This window comes from Mycolicibacterium helvum, from assembly GCF_010731895.1.
Classification (GTDB): domain Bacteria; phylum Actinomycetota; class Actinomycetes; order Mycobacteriales; family Mycobacteriaceae; genus Mycobacterium; species Mycobacterium helvum.
Genome location: NZ_AP022596.1, coordinates 4,299,736 through 4,325,122 on the forward strand (window position 1 = coordinate 4,299,736; position 25,387 = coordinate 4,325,122).

Sequence of the window (25,387 nt, forward strand, 5' to 3'; positions counted from 1 at the left end):
AGAATCCGGAACGCCCCGCAACCAGTCCGGTCGCCGGCGCTCGCGAAAGGTCCCCGCACGGCGCGGGGAACCCGACTGCCGGCGCTGTGATCGGCAAGGCGGGGCGACGGATTGTCGACATCCCGGTGCGCAGTGCGGGAACGACGGGCCGCGGTGTTCTGCTCGCAGCCGCGGTGTTGCGCTACGCGGTGATCGACACCCTCACCCTGCGGCTGCCGTTCGGCGAACTCATCATTCAGGCCTGGACCTTGTTGAAGGTGACCGCCTTGCCGGCGGTGTTGATGGCGATTCCGTTCGGCGCGATGGTGGCGGTGCAACTTTCGGGTCTGGTGAACGAGGTGGGGGCCAATTCCCTGGTCGGGTCGGCGACGGGTGTCGCGGTGTTGCGGCAGGGAGCGCCGGTGACGGCCGGGTTATTGATGGGTGGTGCGGCCGCTTCGGCGATTGCGTCGGACTTCGGTGCTCGTGCGATTCGGGAGGAACTCGACGCGTTGCGCACGTTGGGAATTGATCCAGTGCGACGACTGGTCGTGCCGCGCTTCCTGGCGTTGCAGTTGATCACGCCGATCCTGGTGGTGATCGTCATTGCGATGGGGGTGGGTGCGGCGTTCGTGATCGCCACGGTGGTCAACGGTGTCACGCCGGGTAGTTTCTGGTTGTCCTTCGGTTCGTTCGCGAAGATGGTGGATGTCTGGTTCACCATGGGTAAGGGATTCTGCTTCGCCGCGATCGTCGCGGTCATCTCCTGTCAACGTGGCATGGAAGCCAAGGGCGGTCCGCGGGGAGTCGCCGATGCGGTCAACGCGTCGGTGGTCCTCAACGTCTTGTTGATCGTGGCGGTCAATCTGGCGCTCACCCAACTGCAAACGATGTTCTTCCCGATGGCGGTGGCATAGTGGCGGCCCCGGCGACGCACCGTGCTTCCGTCCCGTCGGCCTTGTTCGGGTTCTGGCGCTACACGGGCAGAAGTGTGCAGAGTCCATTGGTGTCAGCGGGACAATGGGTGACATTCATCGCGCAGACGGTGTGGTTGCTGCCTATCACGATCCGTCGCTACCGGCGCGAAACCCTTCAGGTGATGAACAATCTGGCCTGGGGGCGAGGGTCGGTCATCGTTGACGGCGGCGTGATCAGCGTGCTCGCCATCCTCGGTGTCACCGTCGGGGCCATTGTCGCCATCGAGGCTTTCGCGACGTTGAACCTCATCGGGCTGGGAGCGCTGGCCGGGGTCATCGGTGGCTGGGGAAACGTTCGGGAGATGGCGCCGTTGGTGGCCGGCGTGGCGTTCGCCTCGCAGGCGGGGTGTCGGATGACCGCCGAGATCGGTTCGATGCGCATTGCCGAGGAGATCGATGCGGTCGAGGCGATGGGTCTGCGGTCGGTGCCCTACGTGGTGGGGACCCGGGTCATCGGCGGGTTGATGTGTGTCATACCGGGTTTCCTGTTGGCCCTGAGCGTCAGCTTCGTGTCCTGCGACATCATCATTCGCGTCTTCTACGGTCAGCCGGGCGGTACGTACCAGCACTACTTCGTTGAGTTTCTCACCCCGGCTGATATCGCCGCGTCGCTGTTGAAGGCCGTGGTGTACTGCACGGCCGTGACGTTGATCCATTGCTACTACGGGTTTTTCGCCTCCGGCGGTCCGGTGGGGGTGGGCCAAGCCTCCGGGCGGGCCATCCGTTCGAGTTTGGTGACGATCATGGTTCTGGATCTTGCGACCACCATCATGCTGTGGGGTTTGCGTCCGCAGTTCGTGTTCAAAGGTTAAGGGGCCCACTTTGTTGTTTCGTATGTCGGCAGACGCCGAGAGGCGAAGGTTGACGATCATCGGCCTGGTAATGCTGCTGTGCGCCGGCGTAGTTGGCGTCCTTCTGGTGTTCAACCCGTTTGACCAGCGCGACGCGGATCGGATCTCGGTGGTGTTGGAGCTGCCGTACGTCGGGCAGGGAATCGCCGCGGGCTCGCCGCTGGTGTTGCATGGTGTGACGGTTGGCAAGGTCACCGAGGTGTCGAGTCTGCCCAGCGGCACTGTGCGGCTCAACGCTTATCTGGAGTCGGCCCCGGCTGCGGATCTGACCGACACGGTTGGTGTCGACTTCCGGCCGGCGAACTATTTCGGTGTGACGGCTGTCAATCTGGTGGCGGCTCAGGGTGGCCAGCGGTTGCGTGACGGCGCGCAGATCACCACGGTTCCGGTAGGCAATTTCACCCTGCAGGCATTGCTGTCGCGAATGGGCGAGATCACCAACGGCGTCGTGACACCGCAGCTGGTGGACGTGATGAACCGGGCCACGCGCTATACCGATGGCCTGAACCCGTTGATCGAGTCGATGGTCACCGCGGCGGAGTCGGTGACCGCGGTACAGACGGTCAGCACCGAGCGGCTGCTGCGTAACGCCACCGGAATCAGCGTCGCCTTCCCGGGATTCGCCGACGCAGCCACCGCCGCCGGCTACGGCTTCAACCAGGAGTCGGGCTTCGTCACCTTCAACGTCTCCGGTCAGGACGCACTGCCTGGGCAGGATGTTGTTGCCGTTCCCGGCCAGCAGCAAACCGAGCAATACTGGCAGCAACACTCGAAAGCGACGCTGAACGTGATCGCGAACTCGTTGTTCGGTGCGATCGGAAAGTTGTTGTCTTCCCATCCCAGTGATCTGTTGCCGGTGGTCAACGCGGTGCAGTCGATCACCGATACGGTGCCGGGACTGATTGCGCCGGTGGGGCTCAACGAGATGGTGGTGGAGCTGCGGACGCGTTTCGAGAAGCTGTATGCCGGTTCACCGGAGCAGCGGGCGTTGCAGGTGCACATCGTGCTCGACCAGATTCCTGGTGTGCAGGCTGCGGTCAATGCGGTGGGGGGACCGTGATCACGCCGCGGGCCGCGTTGTGGCGGTTCATGGTTGCCGCCGCGTTGGCAGGCGTGGTGTTCGTCTTGATCGTCAATGTGCTCCGGCAACCGGTGTCGGTCGAAACGCGCTCTTACACAGCTGAGTTCACGGATGCATCGGGTTTGCATGCCGACGCCGATGTGCGGGTGCGGGGGGTGCGGGTCGGCAAGGTCACAGATATGCGGCTGGTGCGCAGGGCGGGTCAGAGCATCGCCGAGGTGGATCTGAGTGTGGACCGACGTTACGCGATCGTTCCGACGACCCGGTTGGCGATCAAGTATCAAGCGTTGACCGGTCTGCGGTATCTGAACGTGGCCGATCCTTCCGAGCAGACTTCGGGGGTGAACGTGGTGAGCCGGGTTCCGTTGAGCATGACGTCGCCGTCGTTCGACATCACGACATTGTTCAACGGTTTGCAACCGGTGCTGGCCACCGTGAGTCCCAGTGATATCGATACCTTCACCGATAACGCAGCGAATTTCCTGCAGGGCGATGGTGGCGGTCTCGGGCCGATGCTCGACAGCATCCACACTCTGACCCAGTTCGTAGCCGACCGCCAGCAGGTGATCGCGGCGATGATGAGCAATCTCAGTGCCATCGCCGATGAACTGGGCGGTCATTCCAAAGATCTCGTGCAGGTGCTGGAATGGGTGAACCGGCCGATCGATGCTGCGTTGTCGGTGCTCGACGAGTTCCGTAAGTCCGAGTTGTACGGGCCGGGTTTCACCGCTGCGGCGGTGCGTCTCCTCGAGAATGCTGGGTTCAGCCCGGGTAAGGCGGATATCGACAAGGGCTTGGATCGGGCGATCACGGTGTTCGATGACTACAGCGACGCTTTCAAGCGGGTGCCGGTGATCTGGGACAACGTGGGGCCTGCGGCCGAGCCGGATCAGCCGCTGCCGTGTTCGCGGGGCCAAGCGCAACTACCCGACTCGATGGATGTGCTGCTCAACGGACAGCGGGTGATCGTGTGCAACCGATGACGAGGTGGACCAACCCGATGCTGTGGGGTGTGACCGCACTGGTCATGGTCGCCGTGTTGGCGGTCACGGCCGCTGCCGTCTATATCAGCCCACCCAATCAGCGGACGGTGGTGTTTTACACCGACGACGCGGCCGCGGTCCGTCCTGGTGACAGTGTGCGCATCGCGGGCATCACCGTCGGGAAGGTCGAGGATATGTCGATCGAGCCGAACCAGGTCAAGGTACGTGCGACCGTGGACAAGAGCGCTTTCGTGGGTGATCAGTCCCAGATTCAGGTGCGCATGCTGACCGTCGTCGGTGGCTACTATGTGAACCTGGTGTCGCTCGGCGACAAACCGTTGGGGCAGAGGCCGATTCCGGTGCAGCGGGTGACGATGCCCTACAACCTGATGACGGCACTGGCCGACTCGTCGAAAATTACCGAGCGTGTCGATCCGAGGCCGATTCGTGAGTCGCTCGACCAGATCCAGGCCGGGCTGGCCGGGACCAATGTCGACACCCTGACCGCGGTCGTCGACGCCGGCACGGCACTGACCGACACCATCGATCGGCAGCGTGGTCAGATCTCCCAGATCCTGGACCTGTCCGACGAATACCTCGAATCGTTGGCCAACTACCGGGGCAAGCTCGCAGAGCTGATCTCCAAGATCTCCATCCTCGAACAGACACTCGTCTTGTACGGCGAGGGCTTCGCGGCCGCGCTGAAGGGCATGGGGGACATCGGCGATGCGTTCCTGACGCCGTTCGGCAAGTTCTGGGTCAACCACCGTGAGGAGTTCATCCAGAAGGTTCGCCAGTGGCAGGACCGGGTCCGTCGGTGGGTAGATGACAACAGCCGCATCGTGCCCCGGCTGCGCCGGGTGCGCGACAAGATCGAACGGGTTTTGGACGCTCAGAACGCCCGTCCCGACCACCTGGCCACTGACTGGTGTATTCCGATTCCGGGGAGTTCCTGCTGATGATGATCTGGAAGTCCCGAATCTTGCGGGCGGCGGTGACTGCCGCGGTGGTCGCGTGCGTCGTCGGGGTGAGCTCGTCCTGCGGTCCCGCCGCAGGGCGCCACGATGGCGCGTATTGCGCGTACCTGCCGGACACCATCGGCCTGTATGTCGGCAATCCGGTCACCCAGATGGGCTATCCGATCGGGAGGATCACTGCTATCAAGGCCGCTCCCACCCGGGTGCGTGTCGACTTTTCGGTGACCGAGAACCGTGAGTTGCCCGGTGATGTCAGGGCGGTCATCCGCTCGCCCTCGATCCTGGCCGACCGGTCCCTGGAGCTGGTGGGCAACTATGCCGGGGGCCCGCAACTGGTCGCCGGTGGGTGCATCCCGCTGGACCGATCCATGTCACCCAAGTCGCTGTCGGAAGTCATCGGCTCGGCGGACACGTTCGTCAACGCCATCAACTCCGCCGGCTCTAAGAATGTCGCCGACACCATCCGCGGCGTGGATCAGTTGGCGCACAACAATGGTGCGGGAGTGGGCCACCTGCTGACGGTGTCCTCGGCGCTGCTGAACAGCCCCGACCAGCAGATCAGCGATATCGGCTCGATCATTCAGAACGTCGCAGAACTCACCACGACGCTGACGGAGATCCGCGGGCCGCTCAAGGAGATCCTGACGGATGCACCGCACACCACCCCCGATCTAGCGGTGGCCATCGACGGCGGTGCGCGGCTGGCAGGTCCGGATGGCTACGGGACACTGGGTCCGCTTGTCGAGACGGTTGCCGTACTGGAGTCCCGGCTGGGCGATGAAACGCAGCTCACTCTGGATTCGGTGAGCGCGGCCTTGCGGAAGACCAGCCCCCACGCCAACGAACTGGCCAGCCTGTTCAACGGGGTGCCCTGGTGGATCAACACCGCGGCAAATCACTTCAACGCCAAGCAGTTCGGCACCTTCAACATCGCCTATCGACCGCCGTTGTTTCGGGTCCCCACCCACGACGGACTGGCGCTGTGCGGTGCGATGAACGCCTCAATGCCAGGCAGTTGCGCCGACGTCAACGGTCAACCGTACGCCGTCGACGTGGCGTTACTTCAGTACGTCCTGCAACAAGCGAGCCACCGGTGAACCGCCGAATGTTGGCTACAGCAGCGGCGGCAGCCAGCACGCTGCTGGTGTCGTCCTGTGCGTCGATCACGGTGAATTCCCTGCCGCAGCCGGGCGGCAACCAAGGTCGTGGCCACGACGTCGTCATCGAGTTCGCCAACGTGCTGAACCTGCCCGACCGCGCAAAAGTGGTGCAGGACGGCACGACCGTCGGTTTCGTGACGGGCGTCGACCTGAAGAGCGACCATGTCGACGTGGTTTCCCGGATCGAAGACGGAGTGGTGGTCCCGACCAATATCCGGGCGACGCTGCAGCAGTCGACGGTGTTGGGGGACACCTACGTCGCCCTGGAACGCCCGGAGGCCGGCCAAGCGGCGGCGGTGCCACCCGGGGGCCGTATTCCGCTGGCGCAGACCACCTCTCCGCCGCAACTGGAGGACACGCTGGCCAACTTGGCGAACTTCGTTGGCAGTGGGGCCATTCAGCGGGCGCAGAACACCATCATCGGGCTCAACCACGTCACGCCGGCGCGGCAGCAGGATCTGCGCACCATGGTCAGGCAGGTGACGATCGACCTGTCGAACCTGTCCGACAACCTCGACACCGTCGACAAATGGCTCGACGGGGCCTCGGACACAACCGAGGTGATGCACCGCAATCTTCCTGTCTACCAATACTGGTTCTCTCCGGCAGGCCTGACTGGATTCGACCGCGCAACTGTGGCCGCCAGCTACATCGGTACGGTGGTGCCTTCGGTGGGCAGCATCTACAGCGGTGGCTTCTGGCTGGTGCCAATGCTCAACTCGCTGGGTAACGCGGTCGGTGCGGTACAGCAGAGCAAGTGGGACTTCGAACGTGAAGCGCCGGCGTGGCGAAAGTTGTTCATCGAGGACTTCTTCCCAGTCGACAAGAACCCGGCGATCAACATCACCTCCATCACCGGCCCCGACGGCCAGGAAATGATCGGCAATGTCCAGGACGTACTGCGGATCCTGGGAGCCATGCCGTGAGGACCGCTAAGAACGTCGCCTCGTTCGTCGCGTTCGCGGTGATCGTCGCCGTCACGTCGCTCTACATTGGCTCGTTCGGTCTGCGGCTGGGCCCACCCGAGCATCGCATCAACCTGTCGATGGCGGTGCCCGACGTGAAAGGTCTTGTGGTGGGTTCCAGCGTGCTGCTGCGTGGCGCGCCGATCGGTCAGATCACCGCGATCTCGGCGTCGGCGAGTGATGCCACCATCGACTTCTACATCGATGGCGATCAGCGCATTCCGGTCGACAGCGATGTGCGGTTGGACAATCTGTCCGCGCTGGGCGAGGCCTACGTCGGCTTCATCCCGAGGGCCGATACCGGACCGATGCTGTCCGACGGACAGCGCATCGCCGCGGAGTCGATCACGGTGCCGCCGTCGATCTCTCAGCTGGCCACCAGCGTGGTCCGAGTGCTCAACCAGATGGATCCGGTGCAGCTCAAACGGATCCTCAACGAAGCCGACGCCGGCTTGCCGGACCCTGACGAGGTGTTGCCGAACCTGGCCAGGGCCAGTCTGCTGACCCGAAACATGTTGGTGGGCATGAACGGTAAGGGGCAGCAGGTACTAGCCAACTTCCAGACCTTGCTGCAGAACGCCGACTGGGTCGGGCCGGTACTGGCCGAGGTGGCGCCGTCGGTGCGGGCGCTGGGACCCAGTAGCTCACGCATCTTCAAAGGAATGATGAACACTGTTGCGTGGAATAACCCGGAGAACATGCGCCTCTTCCAGATCTTCCTGGCCAGGATCCAGGCATTTCTGGACACCAGGGGATCCGACCTCAAAGTCATCGGTAACGCGTTGCTGCCGCAGTTCACCGGTATCGGTGGGGCGTTGATGAATTTCGATACCGCGCAGATCCTGTCGAATGCTCTATCGGGCATACCGGAGGAAGGAGCGATCACCCTTCATGTCACGATCCCCGATCAGTAGATCGAGGTCCTTCTCCGACGATCTAGAAGAGGAATTCCAATGTCGTTGACCAACATAGAGATTGAACGGGAGTCGACCGCTGTCGTCGATAACGACGACGCCGATGCGGTCGCGACCGAGTCGGCGAATGCCCCCCGCCGGATCTCCGTCTCGGTGCGCGCCGTCGTTGTCGCCGCGGTGATCTGTCTGCTCGCCGGTACCGTGGCGGTGCTGGGCTGGTTGTACGTCGGTGCGGAGCGCACGCTTGACGCTGCTGCGCGGGATGCAAGCAACAGGGCCCACGCAGAGGAGATCGCCGCTGATTACGCGGTGAACGCGGCGCAGATGGATTACCAGGATTTCAACGCATGGAAAGTCAAGCTGGTCAATGGGACATCACCGGAGCTCAAGGACAAGCTGACCAAGGCGGCCGACTCGATGGAGCAGGTGCTGGCACCGTTGCAGTGGAAGTCGACGGCCAAACCGTTGGCGACGAAGGTCCGCTCGCAGGCCGGCGGCGTCTACACCGTGGATTCGTTCGTCAGCGTTTTGACCAAAACCCTGCAGGCACCCGACGGGCTGCAATCCACGGCCACCTACAGCATCACCATCGACAGCAACAACGGTTGGCTGATCACCGATGTCGGTGGTATCGACTCCGCGTTGGGCAAGTAGCCGATGCTGACCCGCTGGAAAAGCGTGGCGGCAGCCTTGTCTTTCGTTCTCGGTGGGGTCGTATCGGTCACCGGTTTCGCCTGGGCCGATGAGGGCAGTGACTACGATCCGGTGGCGCAATACGACCAGCCGCAACGCTTGCCGGTCATCACCGTGCACCCAAGCGAGTGGCAGCCACAGTTCCCGTTTCCGTTCGATCAGACCCAGCGCTACGTCACCCCGGTTGACATCGAGGCTGAGCGGGAGATGTGTCAGTGGTATGACGCCCAGTTCGACACGATCAAGCATCAGGTGGAGGGTCTCAACGACAATGTGATCCGCCACAATGGTGACTTCGGCGCCGATGGGGTCTGGCAGCAGGCCGGCATCGTCATCGCCAACCTGGACCAATCGCTGGACTTTCTGACACCGCGGGCTCAAGCGCTCACCCAGAGTTACGACCACGCCGGCGACCTGTATTTCCCGATCTATCAGGGTGATGCGTTCTACGGGTTATGGCAGCAGATGTCCAATGTCAGTAACGGTCTCAAGGCCAGGCAGCCGACGTGGTTCAGCGGGCCGTCGTATCTGCGGATGCTGCACTGGGGCAGCAAGATCCATCGCTCCGACGTGTGTGGCTGACCCGATGATGGGGACGATAAAGATGATCAGGTCAGCAGTGGCGCTGGTCGCGGTGTTCGGTGGCGGCAGTGCGGTAGCGCCACCGGCCGGCGCCGACCCCGCACCGGCGCTCACACAAGCCCTGTCGGCAGCCCGTGGTGGCGGGGCCTGTGGCTCGCTGAGCTACAACCCCACCGTCGAGCACGCCGCCGACATCGTCAACCGTTCCACCGTGACCTACCTGGAGCACACTGCCGACAACATTCCAGCCGATCAGGCGCACCCCACCGACATCGTGAAGGATCTCGGGATCACCACCGACAAGGTCGTCTCATTGCAGGGCGCCGGACACGACGTAGGCGATGCCATCAAGGGACTGCTGTTGCAGGGCCGTGAGGTGGTTCTCGACTGCTCCTACACCGATTTCGGTGTCAGCCAACTGTATGACCCCGGATCGGACTACACCCTGGTTGTCGCGGTCCTGGTGGGCAAGCCGACATGACGCTGAGGCGCACGATCGTTGCGGTCGCCGGCACGACGGTGCTCAGCGCTGCGGTACTTCATGCTCCGGCCACGGCGTGGGCCGAGGATGTCGTGACCTATGAAGTCGTCTCCGACAGTGTCGGGATGGCCACCATCGAATACCAGGACACCATCGGACGCATCTCCGTGGACGCCGTGGCGCTGCCCTGGCGTATCGACGCTGCGGTGAGCGCGGTCCGCGCAGCCCCGCCGCAGGGCAGCCAGGTACGGGCCGACTGGCGCCCGAGCGCCGCTCCGAATCGCTGGGTGAGCGTGCGGATCATCTATCGGGGCAAGGTCATCTGCCAGAACACCCTTGATGTGGGCGATGCCGCCTGCTACGGCATCACACCGCGAATTACCTGACACAACGCAAGGAGATGGATGAAGCGAACGTACTGTGCGGTGGCGGCGTTGATGATGGCACTCGGCAACGCAGGGCCCGCGCACGCCGATCCTGCCGGCACAGAAAATCCTCCCGACCCGTTCCCCGACATCCGCTACTACGATCAGGTCGATACCGGTGGGTTCGTCCAGCCCGGGGGAGTGTGGTTCACCGCGCCGACCGGACAGAACTGCGGAATCTGGGGCTTGGGTAGCTTCGGCTGCGCCGGCGACATCCCAGGTGCCCCAGCCGGAGTCAGCCATATCGGCTGGATCGACGGCGACCGCGCGGTGCACTACGACTGGTCAATGGCCGTCCGATTCCCCGCCAGTCAGGCACAACAGCCCCTACCGCCGCGCAGCAAGATCACCCACCAAGGCACCACCTGCGCAGCCACACCCGACGGCCGAACCTACTGCGAACGCGGCCCGATGCGCTTCATCCTCGCACCCTCCCAAACCTGGCTTTCCGCCCCATGGATGGACCTGAGCTGGATACAACTCGGCCCGGCATCCTGTGCACCGCCAGACGGCGGCCCCTGCTACAGCTGAGCAAGAGCGACTCAGGCGCGCTTCGTGATTCCCTCGTCGAGAGCAGCATTGATAGCTCGGGCGATCGGTGCCGTGCCCAGGCGGGCGTTGTTGCTGATCTCGAAGTCGCAGATCCCCCAGCGTTGTGCGTCTGAGGGATGTCGGACATCGCAGATCGAGTCGACGTAGTACACGTTGTGCAGATGAGCGACGACGGCATCCATGACATCGGCACGCAGCGCGATCACACTCCCATCTGGCATCGACCAGGTGACCTCGCCGCCGCGGTGGGTCAATCCGTCGGGCTCGAGGTAGGTGATCGCATCGACGTCCTGCGCGTACATAATCTCCCCATCGCGCACCAGGTATCCCACCTTGACCAGCGAGTCGTCGTCGGCGTGCCACAGGATCGACCCGAAGGACAGGTCCGGACCGAAGCTCCCGGAAATCCACCGGTGACTCTTGAGGGTCATCGTCTTGCGGAGCCCCCAGGAGTGATCGCGGTGATACATGCCGTCTACGTCGAAGCTGCGGCCGTCGATACGCACGCTGCCTCGGATTCGGCCCGAGGTCTCGTAGTGGTCCTTGGCGAAGTCCTGCGCCATGCTGCTGCTCGGCGGGAAGAAATCGGTCAGTCCGTAGAAGCGGTCCATCACGAGGTCGACGCTGCACCCCGGCTCATCGATCACCAGTCGCGGCGCTCCGCCGTCGACATGCCACTGTGAGCCGCCGGCACGGAACCCCCGCGGAGTGGAGGCGTTGACGAGTGGCAACTGGAAGTCGTTGCGACGGAACCGAACTCCGTCTGACGTTGCCACAAAGCACTGCAGGGCCGAACACCCGCCTCCTGGACGGTTCGGCTCGTGCCCGATCCTGTTGACCCCTCCGATGCCGGCGGCGCGGTCGTACCAATGGACGAACACGCTCTCTTGCCAGTCCGGGTCGGCGGTAGCGGGCTCGTGAGTGCCCTCGTCGGCATCGTCATACTGCTTGCTCATTGCGCGCTCACCCCGCGGTTGCCGGCGAAACTCGTCGACGTACCTTCAGGCGCGGGCAGGTCCAGAAGCCTGGCCAGCAGGTTGCTTGCTGGATTGCTCTGAGACATCGGCGCATCCGATGGGAGGAGTCCGGCCGCAATCATCATGTGCGCGGCGCGAACCATCAGGATCGACAAGCGGGTGGCCGCGAATGTCTCGTAGTAGTCGATGTCGCCCAGGGTTTGGCCGGTCGCCTGTTCGTAGTAGCGCAGCGTTTCATCGCGGTCGGGGATGCCGGCCGGCAGAGCCTGGCCGATTCCCTCCGTGTAGTACCGCATGATGAACAGCCACCAGCCGAGATCCTGTTCACGGTGGGCCAACTCCACCATTTCCCAGTCCAATACCGCGGCAGGGGACCGGTCGTCTCCATAGATGATGTTGCCCACCCGGGCATCGCCCCAGTTGAGTACGAGTGGCGCTGTCGCGCCGTCGGGTTTGTTGTGCTCCAGCCAGTCCAATGCTGCCTCGATGGTGGGATTCGGCTCCCCGTCTGCTGCCCATGCGAAGGTTCGTCTCCAGAAGCTCATGCAGGCCTCGAGACCGCTGTGATTGTCTGCAGTGTCGAGGAATTCGAGCCCCGCGGTGCGCCAGTCCACCGCGTGGATGGCGGCAAGAGTATCGATGCTCTGCTGCCATAGCCGCCGGCGTTCGTCTGGGCTCAGATCATCGAGAATCCACCCGGCGGCGGTGAAGGGTGGGTCGTCGGCGGGCACCCGTCCGTCCACCTTGTCCATGACCAGAAAGGGTGCGCCGAAGATGGATGGATCCTGCTCGAGGAACCGGACCTGGGGGACTGGTACCGACGAATGCTGGGCAAGGGCGGAGAGCACTCGGGCTTCCTTGCTCAGGTCGTACTGGGGAAACACGCCGGGGCTGGACGGCTGGACACGAGCCACCAGGTTGCGGATGGTGCGCGTACCGCCCTGGGACCACGCGGCGGTGAACATGACGGTCTCGTTGGACAGACCGCCGGCGCTCGGCACGCGGACATCGGTGACCGCCGGCTCCTGGGCGCCGTGCACCTTCTGGCTCAACCATTCGGTGAGGCGTTTGGCCGCCAGTTCGGTGTCGACGGTGTTCTTCAAGGCCACTGCTGTCGCCCTCCTCGCATCAAACTTCCGGGTGATCCAGGTCACCCGGACTGTATCTGAGCGATGAGCAGAGTTTCAACTATGAAAATACATTCACCAGGCTGTGGCATCCCAGAATTGGGCAATCGCTCCCGGCGCGGGGGTATCTGCTCTGGTTGCAGGTCTGCCTACAGATTCTAATATCGATTAGAAAATGTGTCGCTACCGCCGCGGCCTGAGGCAAGCCAACGAACCGGGTGCCGAAACCCCTTGGGTGTGGGCGCGCAGTCGCGGGTCACGATATGACCGGTCGGCCGTCGAGACGGCCGACCGGCGCCTTCCACCATGGTGGCTTCGGACCCGGCATCACCGGCCGGAAGGAATCCCGCGGGCCTGCCGCCCCGACATGGGCTGAATGCTAGTGCTACTCCAGGACGAAAACCGGGATCAACCGCGAAGTCTTGGTCTGGTACTCGGCGTACGGCGGGTAGGCCGCGACGGCCAGCTCCCACCAGTGCTCCCGCTCTTCGCCAGAGACCTCGCGAGCGGTCAATGTCACGACCTTGTCGCCGTCCTGGGCGGTCACGGTGGGGTTGGCCTTGACGTTGAAGTACCACGACGGGTGCGCCGGGTCGCCGCCCTTGGAGGCGACCATGGCGTAGCGGCCGTTCTCCTCGACCCGCATCAGCGGCACGTAGCGCTTCTTGCCGGATTTCGCTCCGGTGGTGGTGAACAGGACGACCGGACGGTCCAGGATCTCGACCCCGTCGGTGGTGCCCTGCTTCAGAATCTTTTCGGTCTGCTCGCGCACCCAATCGGTGGGGCTCAACTCGGCATGTTCAGTCACGGACTCGACAACACCTTCGACCGCGGGGCTATTCCCACTCTGCTGGGTTACGTCTGGCGTGAGGAAATTTCACGACGTATGGATCAGGCTGCTCATTTCGCGCGATCTTCGATCAGGCGGGGAGAACCGACCGCGGACGTGGACTGCTGCTCGACATTGCGCTTGAGCACTTCCAGCATGCGCGCCTGCATGATCCACACCACCGGCGGAAAGACCCAGTCGTACATCAACCGCTCAAAGTATCGGGGTCGGGCAGCTTGGTAGCCACCGATCACCAGCCGGGTGCTTCCGCCAGGCAACTCGCGCAAGCAGAAGCCCCAGAGCCCCTCCAGGTAGGCACGCGGTCGGGGCTGGCGTGGATCAAGCAGTCGCCCTCGGAGATCGGTCAGTGAATAGAGGCCGAGAAAGTGGTTCGGTTCAAGGGTTGCAATCGCATAAGACGGAAGCCCGAGGCACTTCAGACGATCACCGACGCCGACGTCCTGCCACTCCGGGTGAACCTGCCGGGCGCTGGGCCGGCCGGCGTTGTCGAGCAGGTCCCAAGAATAGAAACCTCCCCGGTCCCAGCCCATCTGAACGAGCCAGGGCCAAACCCGCTCGGGTGTCGCCGCGATGGTGATGGCCATGGTTGCTCCGCGCTCACCCCCGGGGACGAGGTCTTCACCGGGGAAGGGGCCGTCCACCTCGTCGACCGTCGTTCCCCATATCATCAGCACGGGCACTAGGAAGCGGCGGTAGGCTGCTGCAGCCGCCACCCCCGCTGCTGCGGCAGCGATGAATTTTCGTGGGCCGGCCATATGACGAACATGTAGCACTGTGCGGGGCGGCACTAGGGCCAAATGTCATGCCGTTACATGAGTGGCCCAAAACCCGATTAGCCTGCGGACATGACCATTGATCCCAAGAGCACTGCCGTGGTGTTGATCGAATACCAGAACGACTTCACCACCTACGGTGGCGTCCTGCACGATGCGGTGTCGGAAGTGATGGCAAGGACGGGCATGCTCGCGCATACCCGCAACGTGGTGGCCGCGGCTCGCAGCACGGGGGTAGTGGTCATGCATGCCCCGATCACCTTCGCTGAGGGCTACGGCGAGATCACCAACCACCCCTATGGGATTCTGAAGGGAGTGGTCGACGGCAACGCCTTCGTCAAAGGGTCATGGGGTGCGGCGATCGTCGAGGATCTGACGCCGGCCGCCGGTGACATCGTCATCGAAGGAAAGCGCGGCCTGGACACGTTCGCCAGCACCAACTTGGACTTCATCCTGCGCAGCAAGGGCATCAGCACCATCGCGCTGGCTGGGTTCCTGACCAACTGTTGCGTGGAATCGACGATGCGCAGTGGCTACGAGAACGGTTATCAGGTCATCACATTGAGCGATTGTGTCGCGGCGACCTCGGTTGAGGAGCACGAGAACGCGCTCAAGTACGACTACCCGATGTTTTCTCGGCCGATGACCGCCGACGAGTTCATCGGGCAGCTCGCGTGACGCGCGTGCAGGTCGCAGTCCTCGATGATTACCAGAACGTCGCCCTCGAGTTGGCCGACTGGGCGACGGTGGCCGATCGTGCCGACATCACGGTCTTCAACGACCACATCTTCGACCCCGACGAACTCGTCGCACGGCTGGCTCCCTTCGACGTGATCTTCGTGATGCGTGAGCGAACCCCGCTGCCGCGCAGCATCATCGAACGACTGCCGAAGCTGAAGATGATCGCCTCCACCGGCCCGTTCAACGCCTCCATCGACATGGCGGCTGCCGAGGAACACGGTATCCACGTCGGGACCACCGGCGGCACCGTGGCGTCGACGGTGGAGCTGACCTGGGCGCTGATCCTGGCCGGGGCTCGCAATCTCGTCGCCGAAAGCACTTCGGTCCGCGACGGCGGCTGGCAGGTATCGGTGGGACGCGAACTGTCCGGGCGGGTGCTGGGCGTTCTGGGCTTGGGCCGCATCGGTGCTCGCGTCGCCCGAATTGGTGAGGCATTTGGTATGCACGTGATCGCCTGGAGCCAGAACCTGACCCCGGAGACCGCCGCCGGAGCGGGGGCGACCCACGTCGGCAAGGAGGAGCTGTTCGCCCGCTCCGATGTGCTGACCGTCCACATGAAGCTCAGCGAACGGTCCACGGGTCTGATCGGCGCTGCCGAACTGGCGTTAATGAAGCCAACTGCGCTGCTGGTCAACACCTCTCGCGGGCCGCTCATCGACGAGGCTGCCCTGGTCGCGGCCCTGGAAGCCAAGACCATTCGGGCCGCTGCGCTGGACGTCTTCGACACCGAGCCGCTTCCGGCCGGGCACCGCCTGCGCACCCTCGACAACGTGATTGCCACACCGCATATCGGTTATGTCGCCGACCGTCCCTATCGCATCTTCTTTTCCGATGCCGTCGCCGCTATCGCGCAGTGGCTTGACCGGCAGTGATCAGTAGGCGTCCGGGTTCTGCTGGACGGCCTCCGGGACCGGATGCTGGTAGAGCCGTGAAGCGTTCTCCCAGGTCACTTTCCGGATGATGTCGTCAGGCAGTCCGTTGATCTGCTCGCGGATGGTGCGCTGGGTGTGCGGCCAGGTCGAATCGCAGTGCGGGTAGTCGGCTTCGAGCAGGATGTTGTCGGCGCCAATCCGCTCGTACTGGATGAACGACGACTGATCCTCGACCGCGCAGAACCAGAAGTTGCGGGTGAACACCTCGGCCGGGGTCAGGGTCTCGCCGAGCGCCTTCCACGTCCCGTACATCTCGTGGTAGCTCAACATGTGGTCCAGGCGGTCGAGAAGCCCTGCCACCCAGCCGATTCCGCCCTCGGATAGGCAGATCTTCAGGTCCGGATAGCGGCTGCACACGCCGGAGTACAACCAGTCGACCGCCGCGCTGATGGCGTAGGCAAAGAACAGCACGCCGGGCACATCAGGCGGGGCGTCGTCGGTGGTCGACGGGGAGGTTCCCGACGAGCCGATGTGCAGGTTGACCACCGTCCCGGTCTCCGCGCAGGCGGCCATCATCGGCTCCCAGTAGCCGGAGTGGATGGTCGGCAGCCCCAGCATGGCCGGGTTCTCGCTGAACGTCACCGCGTGGAAGCCGCGTTCGGCGTTCTCGTAGATCATCTTTGCGCCGACCTCGGGATCCAGCAGCCACGGCAGCTGGCAGGGAATGATCCGGCCCGGGTACGTTCCGGCCCAGGAGTCGATATGCCAGTCGTTCCAGGCCCTGACCGACGCCATCGCCAGGTCCCGGTCGGTGGTCACCTGCTGCAGCCGCTGACCGGCGAAGCCAGGCAGGAATGACGGGAAGTTCAGCGAGGCGTACACACCGTTGAGGTCCATGTCCGCCACGCGGGCATGGATATCCCAGGCGCCGCGGCGCATTTCATCGAACCGGGCCGGTTCGAACCCGTACTCCGACACCGGCCGGCCGACGACGGCGTTGAATCCGACGTTCGGTAGCGACTGGCCGTCATACATCCAGGTCTGCCCGCCGTCCTCAGTATCGACCACCCGCGGCGCCCGGTCGGCGAACTTGGCCGGCACCCGTCCCTCGAACGTGTCGGGTGGCTCGACGATGTGATCGTCGACGGAGATGACGGTGTAGTAGCGCTTCGCGCGTTCGGGTTCGGGGAGGAAGGTCACGGTCCGGTCGGCGCCGGTCTTGGCGGTGGTGAAGTTCAGATTCGACTGCAACTCGTCGATGGAAGCCATGGCTCAAGTCTCCTTGTCAGTCCAGCACGCTGGGGTCGGCCTTGATGGTCATGCGCGCAGCGCCGGCCCAGTACACGTCGGCGGCGCGTTCGATCAGCGAGGCCTGCATGCCGATCATGTCGCCGCGGTTCATCGTCTTTGGTGTGCGGCCGGTGACCATCACGTCGTAGGCCAGCCGGCACACCCGCTCGATGGACACCGCCCGATACACCGCCGCGGCCAGATCATGTCCGGTGGCGATCACCCCGTGGTTGGCCAGGATCACCAGATTGGCCGAACCGATCTGACCAGCGAGTTCCGCTGCACGCCAAGGGGTATCGATCTCACCGTCGTACTTCTCGACCAGATACATGTCATCGAGGAACAACGCGCCGGTCTGGTGGACGAGGTCGGGCAACACTCCCAACGCGGCGATCAGGCTGACGTAGTAGGGGTGATTGTGGATCACCACCCTGGCATCAGGACGCTGCCGGTGGATCTCGGTGTGCAGGTGGATCGCCGGTGTGACGTCCCAGCGGCCGCGGACCACATGCGCGTCCTCATCGACCACGCAGATGTCGGATGCGGACAGTTCCTGCCACCACAGTCCCCACGGGTTGACGAACATGTCGGAGCGAGGCTTGCCCGAGCGACTGTCCACCTCGGTCTGTCCCTCGGGCTGCCAGGTGATGTGCCCGGCCATGTTCTCGGCGAAGCCGATATCGGCGAGGTGACGGAACGCCACCGCCATCTTCTGCTCGTCGGTCAGTTCGATGCCGATCGGTGGCGTCTTCGACGGCGCCCATACGCCGAGGCCGCCCCGACGCACTTCTGGTGTGGTCATGATCGCTCCAGTATTGATCGGATCTCTTCGCGGAGTTGCCCTTTGGCGATCTTGCCGCCGGAGGAGCGCGGAAGCTCGGCTAGCACCTCGAGGCGTTCGGGCAGCAGTTCCTTCGAGACGCCGTGGGCCAGCAGGTGGTCGATGAGGGCAGGCAGCTCGAGTGTGTCGCCGGGATTGACGAGCTCGGCGAAGACACAGACCCGCTCCCCGAAGAGGGGATCGGGCATGGCCACCGCGGCGGCCACCGCGACGGCGGGGTGGGTGTCCACGACTTCCTCGACGGCGACCGCACTGATGTTCTTGCCGCCGCGCAGGATGAAGTCGGAGGTTCGCCCGGCCAGCACCAGATAGCCATCGCTGTCCAGCTCGCAGATATCGCCCATCCGCATCCAGCCGTCCTCGGTGTACAGCTTGTCGTGATCGGTGCCGCCCAGGTAGCCGAGGCTGGTCGCCGGTCCGCGGCAAACCGGCTGTCCACGACCGGATTTCGTGACGTCGTCGGCACCGTCGAACAGGCGCACCTGCATCTCGGGGACGATCTGCCCGGCGGTTCGCAGCCGGTGGTGCAGCGAATCCTTGACGGTGGTCGCACTGAGCATGCCGGTTTCGTTGGAGCCGTAGAACTGGAGGATCGTGACCCCGGTCAGCTCTTCGAACTGTGCGGCCTGTGCGTAGGGCAAGGGCTCGCCGCCGGTGAACACGATGCGCAGGCTGGAGAGGTCGTACTCCCGGGAGGCGGTGTTGGCCAGAATCATCATCAATTGGGTACTCACACAGCACAACACCGTGGCGCGGTGGCGCTCGATGGCGGCGCAGGTCGCGACCGGGTCGAACCGCTCGATGCGCACGGTTGTCGCGCCGAGATAGATCGGGGTGGTGTGTGAGGTCCAGATTCCGAAGCCGAACGGGGTCGGGATGACCGGAAGGAAGACGTCGGTGGCGTTCAGTTCGCCGTTGGCGACTGCCTTTTGGTGAAAGTAGTGCCAGCGGTTCTGGGTGTGCACTACGCATTTGGGTAGCCCCGTGGTGCCCGAGGTCGAGTTGATGAGGAAGGGGTCATCGGGCCCCACTGGCGACAGCCCGACCGCAGCGTCCGGTGCGGCTGCGGTGGTGTCGATGGTGAGCCCGCCGGGGCCGAGCACCACGGCACGCAATGACAGGTCGGCGGCCACCTCGGCTGCCTGCGGGCCCCGTGCGGTGTCGCTGACCAACAGTGACGGCTGTGCGGTCCGCATGATCTGCGCGGCCTCCCGCACCCCAGCGCGCGCCCCGAGCCCCACGCTCACCGCGCCGCAGCGCTCGATGGCCACCAACAGGACGTGGATGGTGACGGTGTCGCCGTGCCAGATGGCCACCCGATCGCCCGGCGCCACGCCGAGGCGCCGCAGCTGTACCGCGAGGTTGGTGGCGGCGTTGTCGAACTCCGACCAGGTCAGCGCCCAATCCGGCCCGCCGAAGGTGAAGCCGACGTATGCGGCTTTACCGGGTGCGGACTTGGCATTGCGGCGAACGCAGTCGGACAGGGTGGTGTCCGTCCACCACCCGGCGGCCCGGTAATGCGCCGCTTCGGCGCTGGTCGTGACGGCAGCGTCGACAGCCATCACCAAATCATATGAAAATAAGGAGCCGCGTCAATGGTCCCAGTGCCGCACCATGGTGGGGTTCACCATTCCCGCTGATCCCGGGTAATGCTGCGCCTTGACCAGGTGGGCCGCGGCGAGGTCATGGGCCAGGCGGGAATCACCGGCCTCGATGGCGTCGATCACCTGACGGTGTTCCTCCAGGACCGCCAGCCGCTCGTCGACCGGCACGATGCTGTGGTCACTCACCTGGGTTGACCAGCTTTGCTCGTGTGCCGACCAGAGGGTCTCGAGTGCGCCGGCCAGCATGATCATCGTCTGGTTGCCGCAGTGGGCGACCAGCGCCTCGTGATAGCGCCGGCTCGCGGAGATGGCGCTCTGAAAATCGTCGGCGGCATCGACCGCCTCGGCGTGCAGCTGGCGAAGCGCCGGAACGACCGTGCGCTTGCGGTCCGCTCGCTCGGCGCACAGCGCCGCGCACGCCGGCTCCATCTGTCTCAACGCGCCGCCCACATCGGACAGGCTCACGTCCTGGGAGCCGAGTACCAGGCCGATCGTGTAGGCCACGTTCGCGGCATTGGGCCGACGGACCACCGCGCCACCGAGCTTGCCGCGCCGCACTCGCAGCAGCCCTTCAGCTTCCAGGATCCGCATAGCCTCGCGAAGCGACGGTTTGCTCACCGGGAACTCGCGCAGCAGTTCGTCCTCTTTGGGGAGGATGCTGCCATCGGCGAGCTCGCCCAGCAGGATGCGCCGCCGCAGTTGGTCGGCAACCTGCTCGGCAAGGCGGCGGAATTGAACGGTTGGCTCTGACACGGACCGGTTTTCTCGTGGGCTTCCAAATAGTGTGCATCGTACAAGCGCGAACTTGACGATTGGGTTGGACGCCGAGCAGCGTAGGGTTGGTATTCGCGAAGGCCCGACGAGGGGCCGATTTTCGCCTCCGACTCCCGTACGAATGCCGGCGTGGACAAGTCGCCAAGTTTTGCGGGTGCATGGCCGCGACGCTGCCGACATCGCGCTGGACAATACGTTCGGCCCCAACACATTTACGCGCTTTTGGGACCGACGAGGTGCATCCGGGGTCCAAAGCCTCTGTTGGGCGACACCATTAGCGCCGATGCTGGAGCATGCGGATTGGAAACCACGGAGACACCGTGTCCGGGTTCCAGTCGCAGCAGGCCGGTTCCTCTGATGGCGCCCGCCTGCAGTCAACACTTAGGAGCGCGACGATGACTCAGCACACTGAGACGACCAAGAACGGCAAGAAGAGCGAGACCGCCGCAAAGACCGTGGACGTGCTGCCCCGAGCGGTAGACCTATCCGATGAGGTGCTGGAATCGGTCAAATCCGGACAGCAAGCGGCGCTCGAGGCCGTACGTAAGTTCGTCGACACCGTCGACAAGGCGCTTCCTGAGGCTGTTCATCCGCTTCGCAAGACTGTGGTCGACGGTGCCCTTGAATTGGCGGACCAGCTCGTCACGACGCAGTACGAGTTCTTGCGCAGCATCGTGCGCAGTGCAGACCGGACGCTGAACAAGCCACACGACGACGCAAAGAACTGACCGACGGGCCTGGCCCCGCCAACCACCAAGGCTGGTAGGGCGAGCGCCTGTTGCGCCGCGGCTTGATGCACTCGAAATCGCTGCGACACAACGATCAACGTCGACGGTGTGTTACCACTGAGCTATGGACAGCAAGGCCAGCGGACCGCCGCCAGAACCGGTCATCGCCGCTGGTCGTAGATCGTTTGACTTATTCCCCGTAGCCGGAAGCGAGCGTAGGTCGGCGAGCACCACCACCGTGCTGGTGGCGTTCCTGATGAACGTGCTCGTTGCGGTCGCCAAATCCGTCGCGGCTGCGCTCACCGGGTCGGCTTCGATGCTGGCGGAGGCGGCGCATTCATGGGCCGACTGCGGCAACGAGATCTTTCTCATGACCGCCAACCGGCGCTCGCGGCGCCCGCCCGACGCCAAGCATCCGATCGGCAGTGGGAAAGAGGCGTACGTCTGGTCGCTGATCGCGGCACTTGGACTACTTGCCGCCGGCGGCGCAGTTTCGATCATGCGTGGTGTTCAGGAGTTGTTGGAGCCGGCCGCCGGCGGTGACTTCCTTGTCGCGTATGTGGTGCTGGCGGTGTCGTTTGTTCTGGAGTCGGTCTCGTTCGCGCAGTCCATTCGGCAGTCCAAACCGGAGGCCGAGTCGATGCATCGGGATTTGATCGAGCATGTGCTCGTCACGTCCGACCCCACCCTGCGTGCTGTCGTGGCCGAGGATGCCGCCGCGCTGATTGGTCTGCTTCTGGCGGCCGGCGGTCTGGCGGCAAGTGAGCTGACGGGTTCGACGACGCCAGACGCCATCGCGTCGATCCTGATCGGTGTGCTGCTCGGAGCGGTCGCAGTCGTTCTGATCAACCTCAACCGACGGTTCCTGGTCGGAGAGGAGGTCGACCCCCGGGTGCGGGCCGCCGCCTTGCGGGAACTCCTCGCCATGCCGGAGGTGGCGCGCGTTACTTATCTGCGCCTGGAGGTCGTGGGGCCCCGTTCGGTGCTGATCGTCGGCGATGTCGACCTGGTTGGTGACGACGTCGAATCGCTTCTGTCGGTTCGATTACGGACGCTTGAGGCGAAGATCCGCGATTCGCCCGCTGTTGCGGGCGCAGTGCTGAGCTTGTCTGCACCGGATGAGCCGTCACTGTCGGTCTGAGCCGCCGACGAGGATGTTGCCTCGTGGCTCGGTGTTGACGATCCCGAGGAGTTCAAACATGGTGCTGTGCACGATGACTCGGCGTCAGCGGACGTACGCGTCCAGACCGGTGAGGAGCGCGGCGAGGCCCGCTTTGGCGTCGCTGAACAGCATGGCCGTCTTGGGGTTCGTATAGAGCTCATTGTCCACTCCGGCGTAGCCGTGGCCGAGGGAGCGTTTGATGACGATCACGCTCTTGGCCGCATCGACGTCAAGGATGGGCATGCCGGAGACGGGGTTGCCGGGCCTGCGAGCCGCGGGGTTGGTGACGTCATTGGCGCCGACGACCAAGACGACGTCGGTGCGGGCGAACTCGGGGTTGATCTCCTCGAGGTCTTTCATCTGCTCGTAGGGGGCGTTCGCTTCGGCGAGTAAGACATTCATCTGTCCGGGCATCCGCCCAGCGACCGGGTGGATGCCGTAGGTGACATCGACTCCGTGTTTAGTCAGTGCGGCTGCGAGTTCGACGACTTCGTGTTGGGCTTGCGCGGCGGCCAAGCCGTAGCCGGGCACGATCACAACCTTGCCGGCGTAGGCCAGTTGCAGGGCGGCATCGTCGACGGCGACCTCACGCACCGTCCCGGTCACCGATACGGGCTGGCTGCCGGCGTCGTTGTCGCCGGTGCCGAATCCGCCGGCAATGATGCTGAGCAGGGGCCGGTTCATGGCATCGGCCATCAGCTTGGTGAGAATGCCGCCGGCAGCACCGACTAGAGCGCCGGCGATGATCAACGGTGTGCTGTCGATGACGAAGCCGGCCATCGCGACGGCGGTACCGGTGCAGGCGTTCAGCAGTGAGATGACAACCGGCATATCGGCGCCGCCGATGGGCAGGGTGAGAAGTACCCCCAGACCGAGCGCGGCCGCGGCGAGCGCGCACAACACCGCCACGCCGCCGTAGCCGCAGGTATAGGCGAGTCCGCTGGCCAGCGCCGCGGCGGCCAGCAGCAGATTGAGCGCGCGACCGCCGGGAAAGGTCAGTGGCTTGCCGGGAATGAGGCCGGCGAGCTTACCTCCGGCGATCAGCGAACCGGAGAAGGTGATACCGCCGATGAGCACGCCCAGAAATGTCGTCAGGGTGGTGTTGACCGGCAATTGACTCAGCGGCAGCGATCCGGCGTGCTTGATCGCGTCACCGAATGCGACCAGCGCGGCCGCGCCGCCGCCGACTGCGTTGAACAGGCTGACGAGTTGCGGCATCGCGGTCATCTTCACCCGACGTGCGGTGAGCAGCCCGGTCAGCCCGCCGCCGAGCAGCCCGCCGGACAGCACGAGCGCGGCGGTCGCGTTGATGACGTGGTCATCGGCGAGAACCGCGATCGTGGTTACGAAAGCGACGGCCATCCCGACCGCGGAGAGCTGGTTTCCGCGACGCGCCGAGGCCGGTGAGGTCATCAGGTGCAGACCGAGGATGAAGCAGGCCGCGGCAAGTAGGTACAGGACGTGGATCAGGGTGTGGAAGGTACTCATGACGTTTGGCTCGCAGTGGGCTTCGGCGCGCGACGGGGCCGGAACATCTGGAGCATGCGGTCGGTGACGACGTAACCGCCGACCACGTTCAACGCGGCGAACGCCGCCGACACCCCCAGTAGTAGGTAGCCGAGCGGGGTGTTGACCGTCGCGGCGAGCACCATCACACCGACAACGACGACGCCGTGGATCGCATTCGACCCCGACATGAGCGGCGTATGCAGGGTGGCCGGAACCTTGCTGATCACCTCGAACCCGACAAATAGGCTCAGAACGAAGATCGTGATGTCGGCGAACAGTAGGGCTGTCATGCGCCCGCTCCTTCCGCGGTGGGTGGTTCGACCAACGCGCGTACCGCCGGGTGGATAACGTTGCCGTCGTGGGTGATGAGCACACCGGCAGTGATCGGGTCGGTGGGATCTAGCGTGAGCCCGTCGTCGCCAACGAGGTGCGTCAGCAGTGCAACGATGTTGCGGGAGTAGGCCGTTGAGGCGGCTTTGGGCACGCCGGAGGGCAGGTTGCCGGCACCGATCACGGTGACACCGTTGTCGGTGATCATTGTCGTCTCGGGCAACGCGCCTTCGACATTGCCGCCGAACTCGTTCGCGGCGAGGTCGACCACCACCGAACCGGGTCGCATTGCGCCAAGGGCGGCCGCGGAGACGAGCACCGGGGCGGCCCGGCCGGGTACCTGTGCGGTGGTGATCACGATGTCGAACCCGGCGATTGCCGCGGCGAGGGCGAGCTGCTGAGCGTCCCGCTCGTCCTCGGTCAGCGCACGGGCGTAGCCCCCGTCGCCCGCCGCCGACACCGGGGCGGCGATATCAAGGAAGTTCGCACCAGTGGAGGCGACGTCGGCGCGAGCTGCGTCGCGGACGTCGTAGCCGGTGACGACCGCGCCGAGCCGGCGGGTGGTACTGATCGCCTGCAACCCCGCGACCCCGGCGCCGATCACCAGGACCTGCGCGGGGCGAGTCGTGCCGGCGGCTGTCATGAACATCGGTAGATAGCCGCCGTATGTGTCGGCCGCGACCAGGGCCGCCTTGTAGCCGGCGACATTGGCCTGTGAACTGAGCACGTCCATCGACTGTGCAGCGCTCAGCGTGCGAGGAAGACCGTCGAGGCTGATTGCGGTCACCTTGGCCTGAGCCAGACTGCGCGCCAGATCCGGGTTGAGGACAGGCGCCAGCAGCCCGATCAAGACTTGACCCGGACGCAGCAGGCCGACGGCGTCGGCGGCCGGCGGGTGGATGCAGACGATGATATCGGCCTGTGCGTACACCTCGTCCCGGGCGAGCGCGCGGGCGCCGGCCTCGGTGTAGTCGGAATCGGTGAACCACGCCGCGTTTCCGGCACCAGTCTCGACGATCACCTGGTGCCCGGCGGCGCGCAACCGGGCTGCGCCATCGGGGCTGAGCGCGACGCGCCGTTCCCCCGGGGCCGTCTCGGCGACGGCGCCCACGGTGTGCTCGGTCATCTCATCGGCTCCCGGGACCAGTTCGGAACTGGAAGCCTTGACTAAACGCCGTCGTCGACCGCG

At 64.5% G+C, this 25,387-nt stretch carries 28 protein-coding genes; 17 read left to right on the forward strand and 11 right to left on the reverse strand.

From position 1 onward, the window contains the following. The first annotated feature begins 86 nt into the window (after positions 1-86). Genes G6N38_RS20185 through G6N38_RS20245 form a run of 13 tightly spaced genes read left to right on the forward strand, consistent with a single transcriptional unit; the run spans position 87 to position 10,599 of the window. Entirely contained in the window at positions 87-896 is an 810-nt protein-coding gene (locus G6N38_RS20185) for an MlaE family ABC transporter permease (RefSeq protein ID WP_170314226.1), read from the forward strand. Positions 897-937: 41 nt separating this feature from the next. Continuing rightward, positions 938-1,768, forward strand: a complete 831-nt coding sequence (locus G6N38_RS20190; protein WP_407663004.1) for an MlaE family ABC transporter permease — start codon at positions 938-940, stop codon at positions 1,766-1,768. Positions 1,769-1,790: 22 nt separating this feature from the next. Next, positions 1,791-2,867, forward strand: a complete 1,077-nt coding sequence (locus G6N38_RS20195) for an MlaD family protein (RefSeq protein WP_163749818.1) — start codon at positions 1,791-1,793, stop codon at positions 2,865-2,867. Then, positions 2,864-3,871: an MlaD family protein gene (locus tag G6N38_RS20200; RefSeq protein ID WP_163749819.1), complete on the forward strand. Its 1,008-nt coding sequence runs from the start codon at positions 2,864-2,866 to the stop codon at positions 3,869-3,871. Before G6N38_RS20195 ends, G6N38_RS20200 begins: the two co-directional genes overlap by 4 nt. After that, on the forward strand, positions 3,868-4,830 hold the full coding sequence (locus G6N38_RS20205) for an MlaD family protein (RefSeq protein WP_407662775.1): 963 nt from the start codon (positions 3,868-3,870) through the stop codon (positions 4,828-4,830). The genes G6N38_RS20200 and G6N38_RS20205 overlap by 4 nt, the downstream gene beginning before the upstream one ends. Then, positions 4,800-5,945 carry an MlaD family protein gene (locus tag G6N38_RS20210; protein WP_246227343.1) on the forward strand — a complete coding sequence of 382 codons (1,146 nt, stop codon included), beginning with the start codon at positions 4,800-4,802 and terminating at the stop codon, positions 5,943-5,945. Before G6N38_RS20205 ends, G6N38_RS20210 begins: the two co-directional genes overlap by 31 nt. 8 nt (positions 5,946-5,953) lie before the next feature. Beyond that, on the forward strand, positions 5,954-6,934 hold the full coding sequence (locus G6N38_RS20215) for an MlaD family protein (RefSeq protein ID WP_179968417.1): 981 nt from the start codon (positions 5,954-5,956) through the stop codon (positions 6,932-6,934). Then, on the forward strand, positions 6,931-7,887 hold the full coding sequence (locus G6N38_RS20220) for an MlaD family protein (RefSeq protein ID WP_163749820.1): 957 nt from the start codon (positions 6,931-6,933) through the stop codon (positions 7,885-7,887). Before G6N38_RS20215 ends, G6N38_RS20220 begins: the two co-directional genes overlap by 4 nt. 39 nt (positions 7,888-7,926) lie before the next feature. Then, on the forward strand, positions 7,927-8,541 hold the full coding sequence (locus tag G6N38_RS20225; RefSeq protein ID WP_163749821.1) for a hypothetical protein: 615 nt from the start codon (positions 7,927-7,929) through the stop codon (positions 8,539-8,541). Positions 8,542-8,544: 3 nt separating this feature from the next. Further along, positions 8,545-9,162 carry a hypothetical protein gene (locus tag G6N38_RS20230; RefSeq protein WP_246227344.1) on the forward strand — a complete coding sequence of 206 codons (618 nt, stop codon included), beginning with the start codon at positions 8,545-8,547 and terminating at the stop codon, positions 9,160-9,162. A gap of 22 nt (positions 9,163-9,184) precedes the next feature. Beyond that, entirely contained in the window at positions 9,185-9,643 is a 459-nt protein-coding gene (locus tag G6N38_RS20235; protein ID WP_163749822.1) for a hypothetical protein, read from the forward strand. Next, on the forward strand, positions 9,640-10,029 hold the full coding sequence (locus G6N38_RS20240; protein ID WP_163749823.1) for a hypothetical protein: 390 nt from the start codon (positions 9,640-9,642) through the stop codon (positions 10,027-10,029). The genes G6N38_RS20235 and G6N38_RS20240 overlap by 4 nt, the downstream gene beginning before the upstream one ends. 18 nt (positions 10,030-10,047) lie before the next feature. Then, positions 10,048-10,599: a hypothetical protein gene (locus tag G6N38_RS20245; RefSeq protein WP_179968418.1), complete on the forward strand. Its 552-nt coding sequence runs from the start codon at positions 10,048-10,050 to the stop codon at positions 10,597-10,599. An 11-nt stretch (positions 10,600-10,610) separates the two neighbouring features. Here the strand turns inward: G6N38_RS20245 and G6N38_RS20250 are convergent, their stop codons facing one another. From G6N38_RS20250 to G6N38_RS20265, 4 genes are all read right to left on the reverse strand, one after another. After that, positions 10,611-11,576, reverse strand: a complete 966-nt coding sequence (locus G6N38_RS20250) for a DUF7064 domain-containing protein (protein WP_163749824.1) — start codon at positions 11,574-11,576, stop codon at positions 10,611-10,613. Further along, the gene (locus G6N38_RS20255; RefSeq protein ID WP_163749825.1) at positions 11,573-12,706 is read right to left on the reverse strand and encodes a phosphotransferase family protein; all 1,134 of its coding nucleotides are present in this window, start codon (positions 12,704-12,706) and stop codon (positions 11,573-11,575) included. The genes G6N38_RS20250 and G6N38_RS20255 overlap by 4 nt, the downstream gene beginning before the upstream one ends. Before the next feature lie 403 nt (positions 12,707-13,109). Further along, entirely contained in the window at positions 13,110-13,532 is a 423-nt protein-coding gene (locus G6N38_RS20260; protein ID WP_163749826.1) for a nitroreductase family deazaflavin-dependent oxidoreductase, read from the reverse strand. Positions 13,533-13,624: 92 nt separating this feature from the next. After that, positions 13,625-14,158, reverse strand: a complete 534-nt coding sequence (locus G6N38_RS20265; protein WP_246227345.1) for a hypothetical protein — start codon at positions 14,156-14,158, stop codon at positions 13,625-13,627. Between the two features lie 261 nt (positions 14,159-14,419). On the opposite strand from G6N38_RS20265, the gene G6N38_RS20270 reads away from it, so the two are divergent. Together G6N38_RS20270 and G6N38_RS20275 are read left to right on the forward strand one after the other, a co-directional pair. Further along, positions 14,420-15,025: a cysteine hydrolase family protein gene (locus G6N38_RS20270; protein WP_163749827.1), complete on the forward strand. Its 606-nt coding sequence runs from the start codon at positions 14,420-14,422 to the stop codon at positions 15,023-15,025. Beyond that, positions 15,022-15,960 (forward strand): D-2-hydroxyacid dehydrogenase family protein, encoded by a 939-nt coding sequence (locus G6N38_RS20275; protein ID WP_163749828.1) that lies wholly within the window; start codon positions 15,022-15,024, stop codon positions 15,958-15,960. The genes G6N38_RS20270 and G6N38_RS20275 overlap by 4 nt, the downstream gene beginning before the upstream one ends. On the opposite strand, the gene G6N38_RS20280 is transcribed toward G6N38_RS20275, so the two are convergent. From G6N38_RS20280 to G6N38_RS20295, 4 genes are read right to left on the reverse strand one after another with little or no spacing between them, the layout of a single operon-like run. Next, positions 15,961-17,229 carry an amidohydrolase family protein gene (locus G6N38_RS20280; protein WP_163749829.1) on the reverse strand — a complete coding sequence of 423 codons (1,269 nt, stop codon included), beginning with the start codon at positions 17,227-17,229 and terminating at the stop codon, positions 15,961-15,963. A 16-nt stretch (positions 17,230-17,245) separates the two neighbouring features. After that, complete coding sequence (locus G6N38_RS20285; RefSeq protein ID WP_163749830.1) at positions 17,246-18,052, reverse strand: class II aldolase/adducin family protein; 807 nt, start codon at positions 18,050-18,052, stop codon at positions 17,246-17,248. Beyond that, complete coding sequence (locus tag G6N38_RS20290; protein ID WP_163749831.1) at positions 18,049-19,653, reverse strand: class I adenylate-forming enzyme family protein; 1,605 nt, start codon at positions 19,651-19,653, stop codon at positions 18,049-18,051. Before G6N38_RS20290 ends, G6N38_RS20285 begins: the two co-directional genes overlap by 4 nt. Before the next feature lie 30 nt (positions 19,654-19,683). After that, a complete protein-coding gene (locus tag G6N38_RS20295; protein WP_163749832.1) occupies positions 19,684-20,448 on the reverse strand; it encodes a FadR/GntR family transcriptional regulator in 765 nt (254 codons plus the stop codon). A gap of 416 nt (positions 20,449-20,864) precedes the next feature. On the opposite strand from G6N38_RS20295, the gene G6N38_RS20300 reads away from it, so the two are divergent. Next, a complete protein-coding gene (locus G6N38_RS20300) occupies positions 20,865-21,197 on the forward strand; it encodes a hypothetical protein (protein ID WP_246227346.1) in 333 nt (110 codons plus the stop codon). Positions 21,198-21,453: 256 nt separating this feature from the next. Beyond that, positions 21,454-22,338 carry a cation diffusion facilitator family transporter gene (locus G6N38_RS20305; RefSeq protein ID WP_246228060.1) on the forward strand — a complete coding sequence of 295 codons (885 nt, stop codon included), beginning with the start codon at positions 21,454-21,456 and terminating at the stop codon, positions 22,336-22,338. Between the two features lie 84 nt (positions 22,339-22,422). On the opposite strand, the gene G6N38_RS20310 is transcribed toward G6N38_RS20305, so the two are convergent. From G6N38_RS20310 to G6N38_RS20320, 3 genes are read right to left on the reverse strand one after another with little or no spacing between them, the layout of a single operon-like run. Beyond that, entirely contained in the window at positions 22,423-23,847 is a 1,425-nt protein-coding gene (locus G6N38_RS20310) for an NAD(P)(+) transhydrogenase (Re/Si-specific) subunit beta (protein WP_163749834.1), read from the reverse strand. Continuing rightward, complete coding sequence (locus tag G6N38_RS20315; RefSeq protein WP_163749835.1) at positions 23,844-24,158, reverse strand: NAD(P) transhydrogenase subunit alpha part 2; 315 nt, start codon at positions 24,156-24,158, stop codon at positions 23,844-23,846. Before G6N38_RS20315 ends, G6N38_RS20310 begins: the two co-directional genes overlap by 4 nt. Beyond that, on the reverse strand, positions 24,155-25,324 hold the full coding sequence (locus G6N38_RS20320; RefSeq protein WP_163749836.1) for an NAD(P) transhydrogenase subunit alpha: 1,170 nt from the start codon (positions 25,322-25,324) through the stop codon (positions 24,155-24,157). The genes G6N38_RS20315 and G6N38_RS20320 overlap by 4 nt, the downstream gene beginning before the upstream one ends. Between the last annotated feature and the right edge of the window lie 63 nt (positions 25,325-25,387).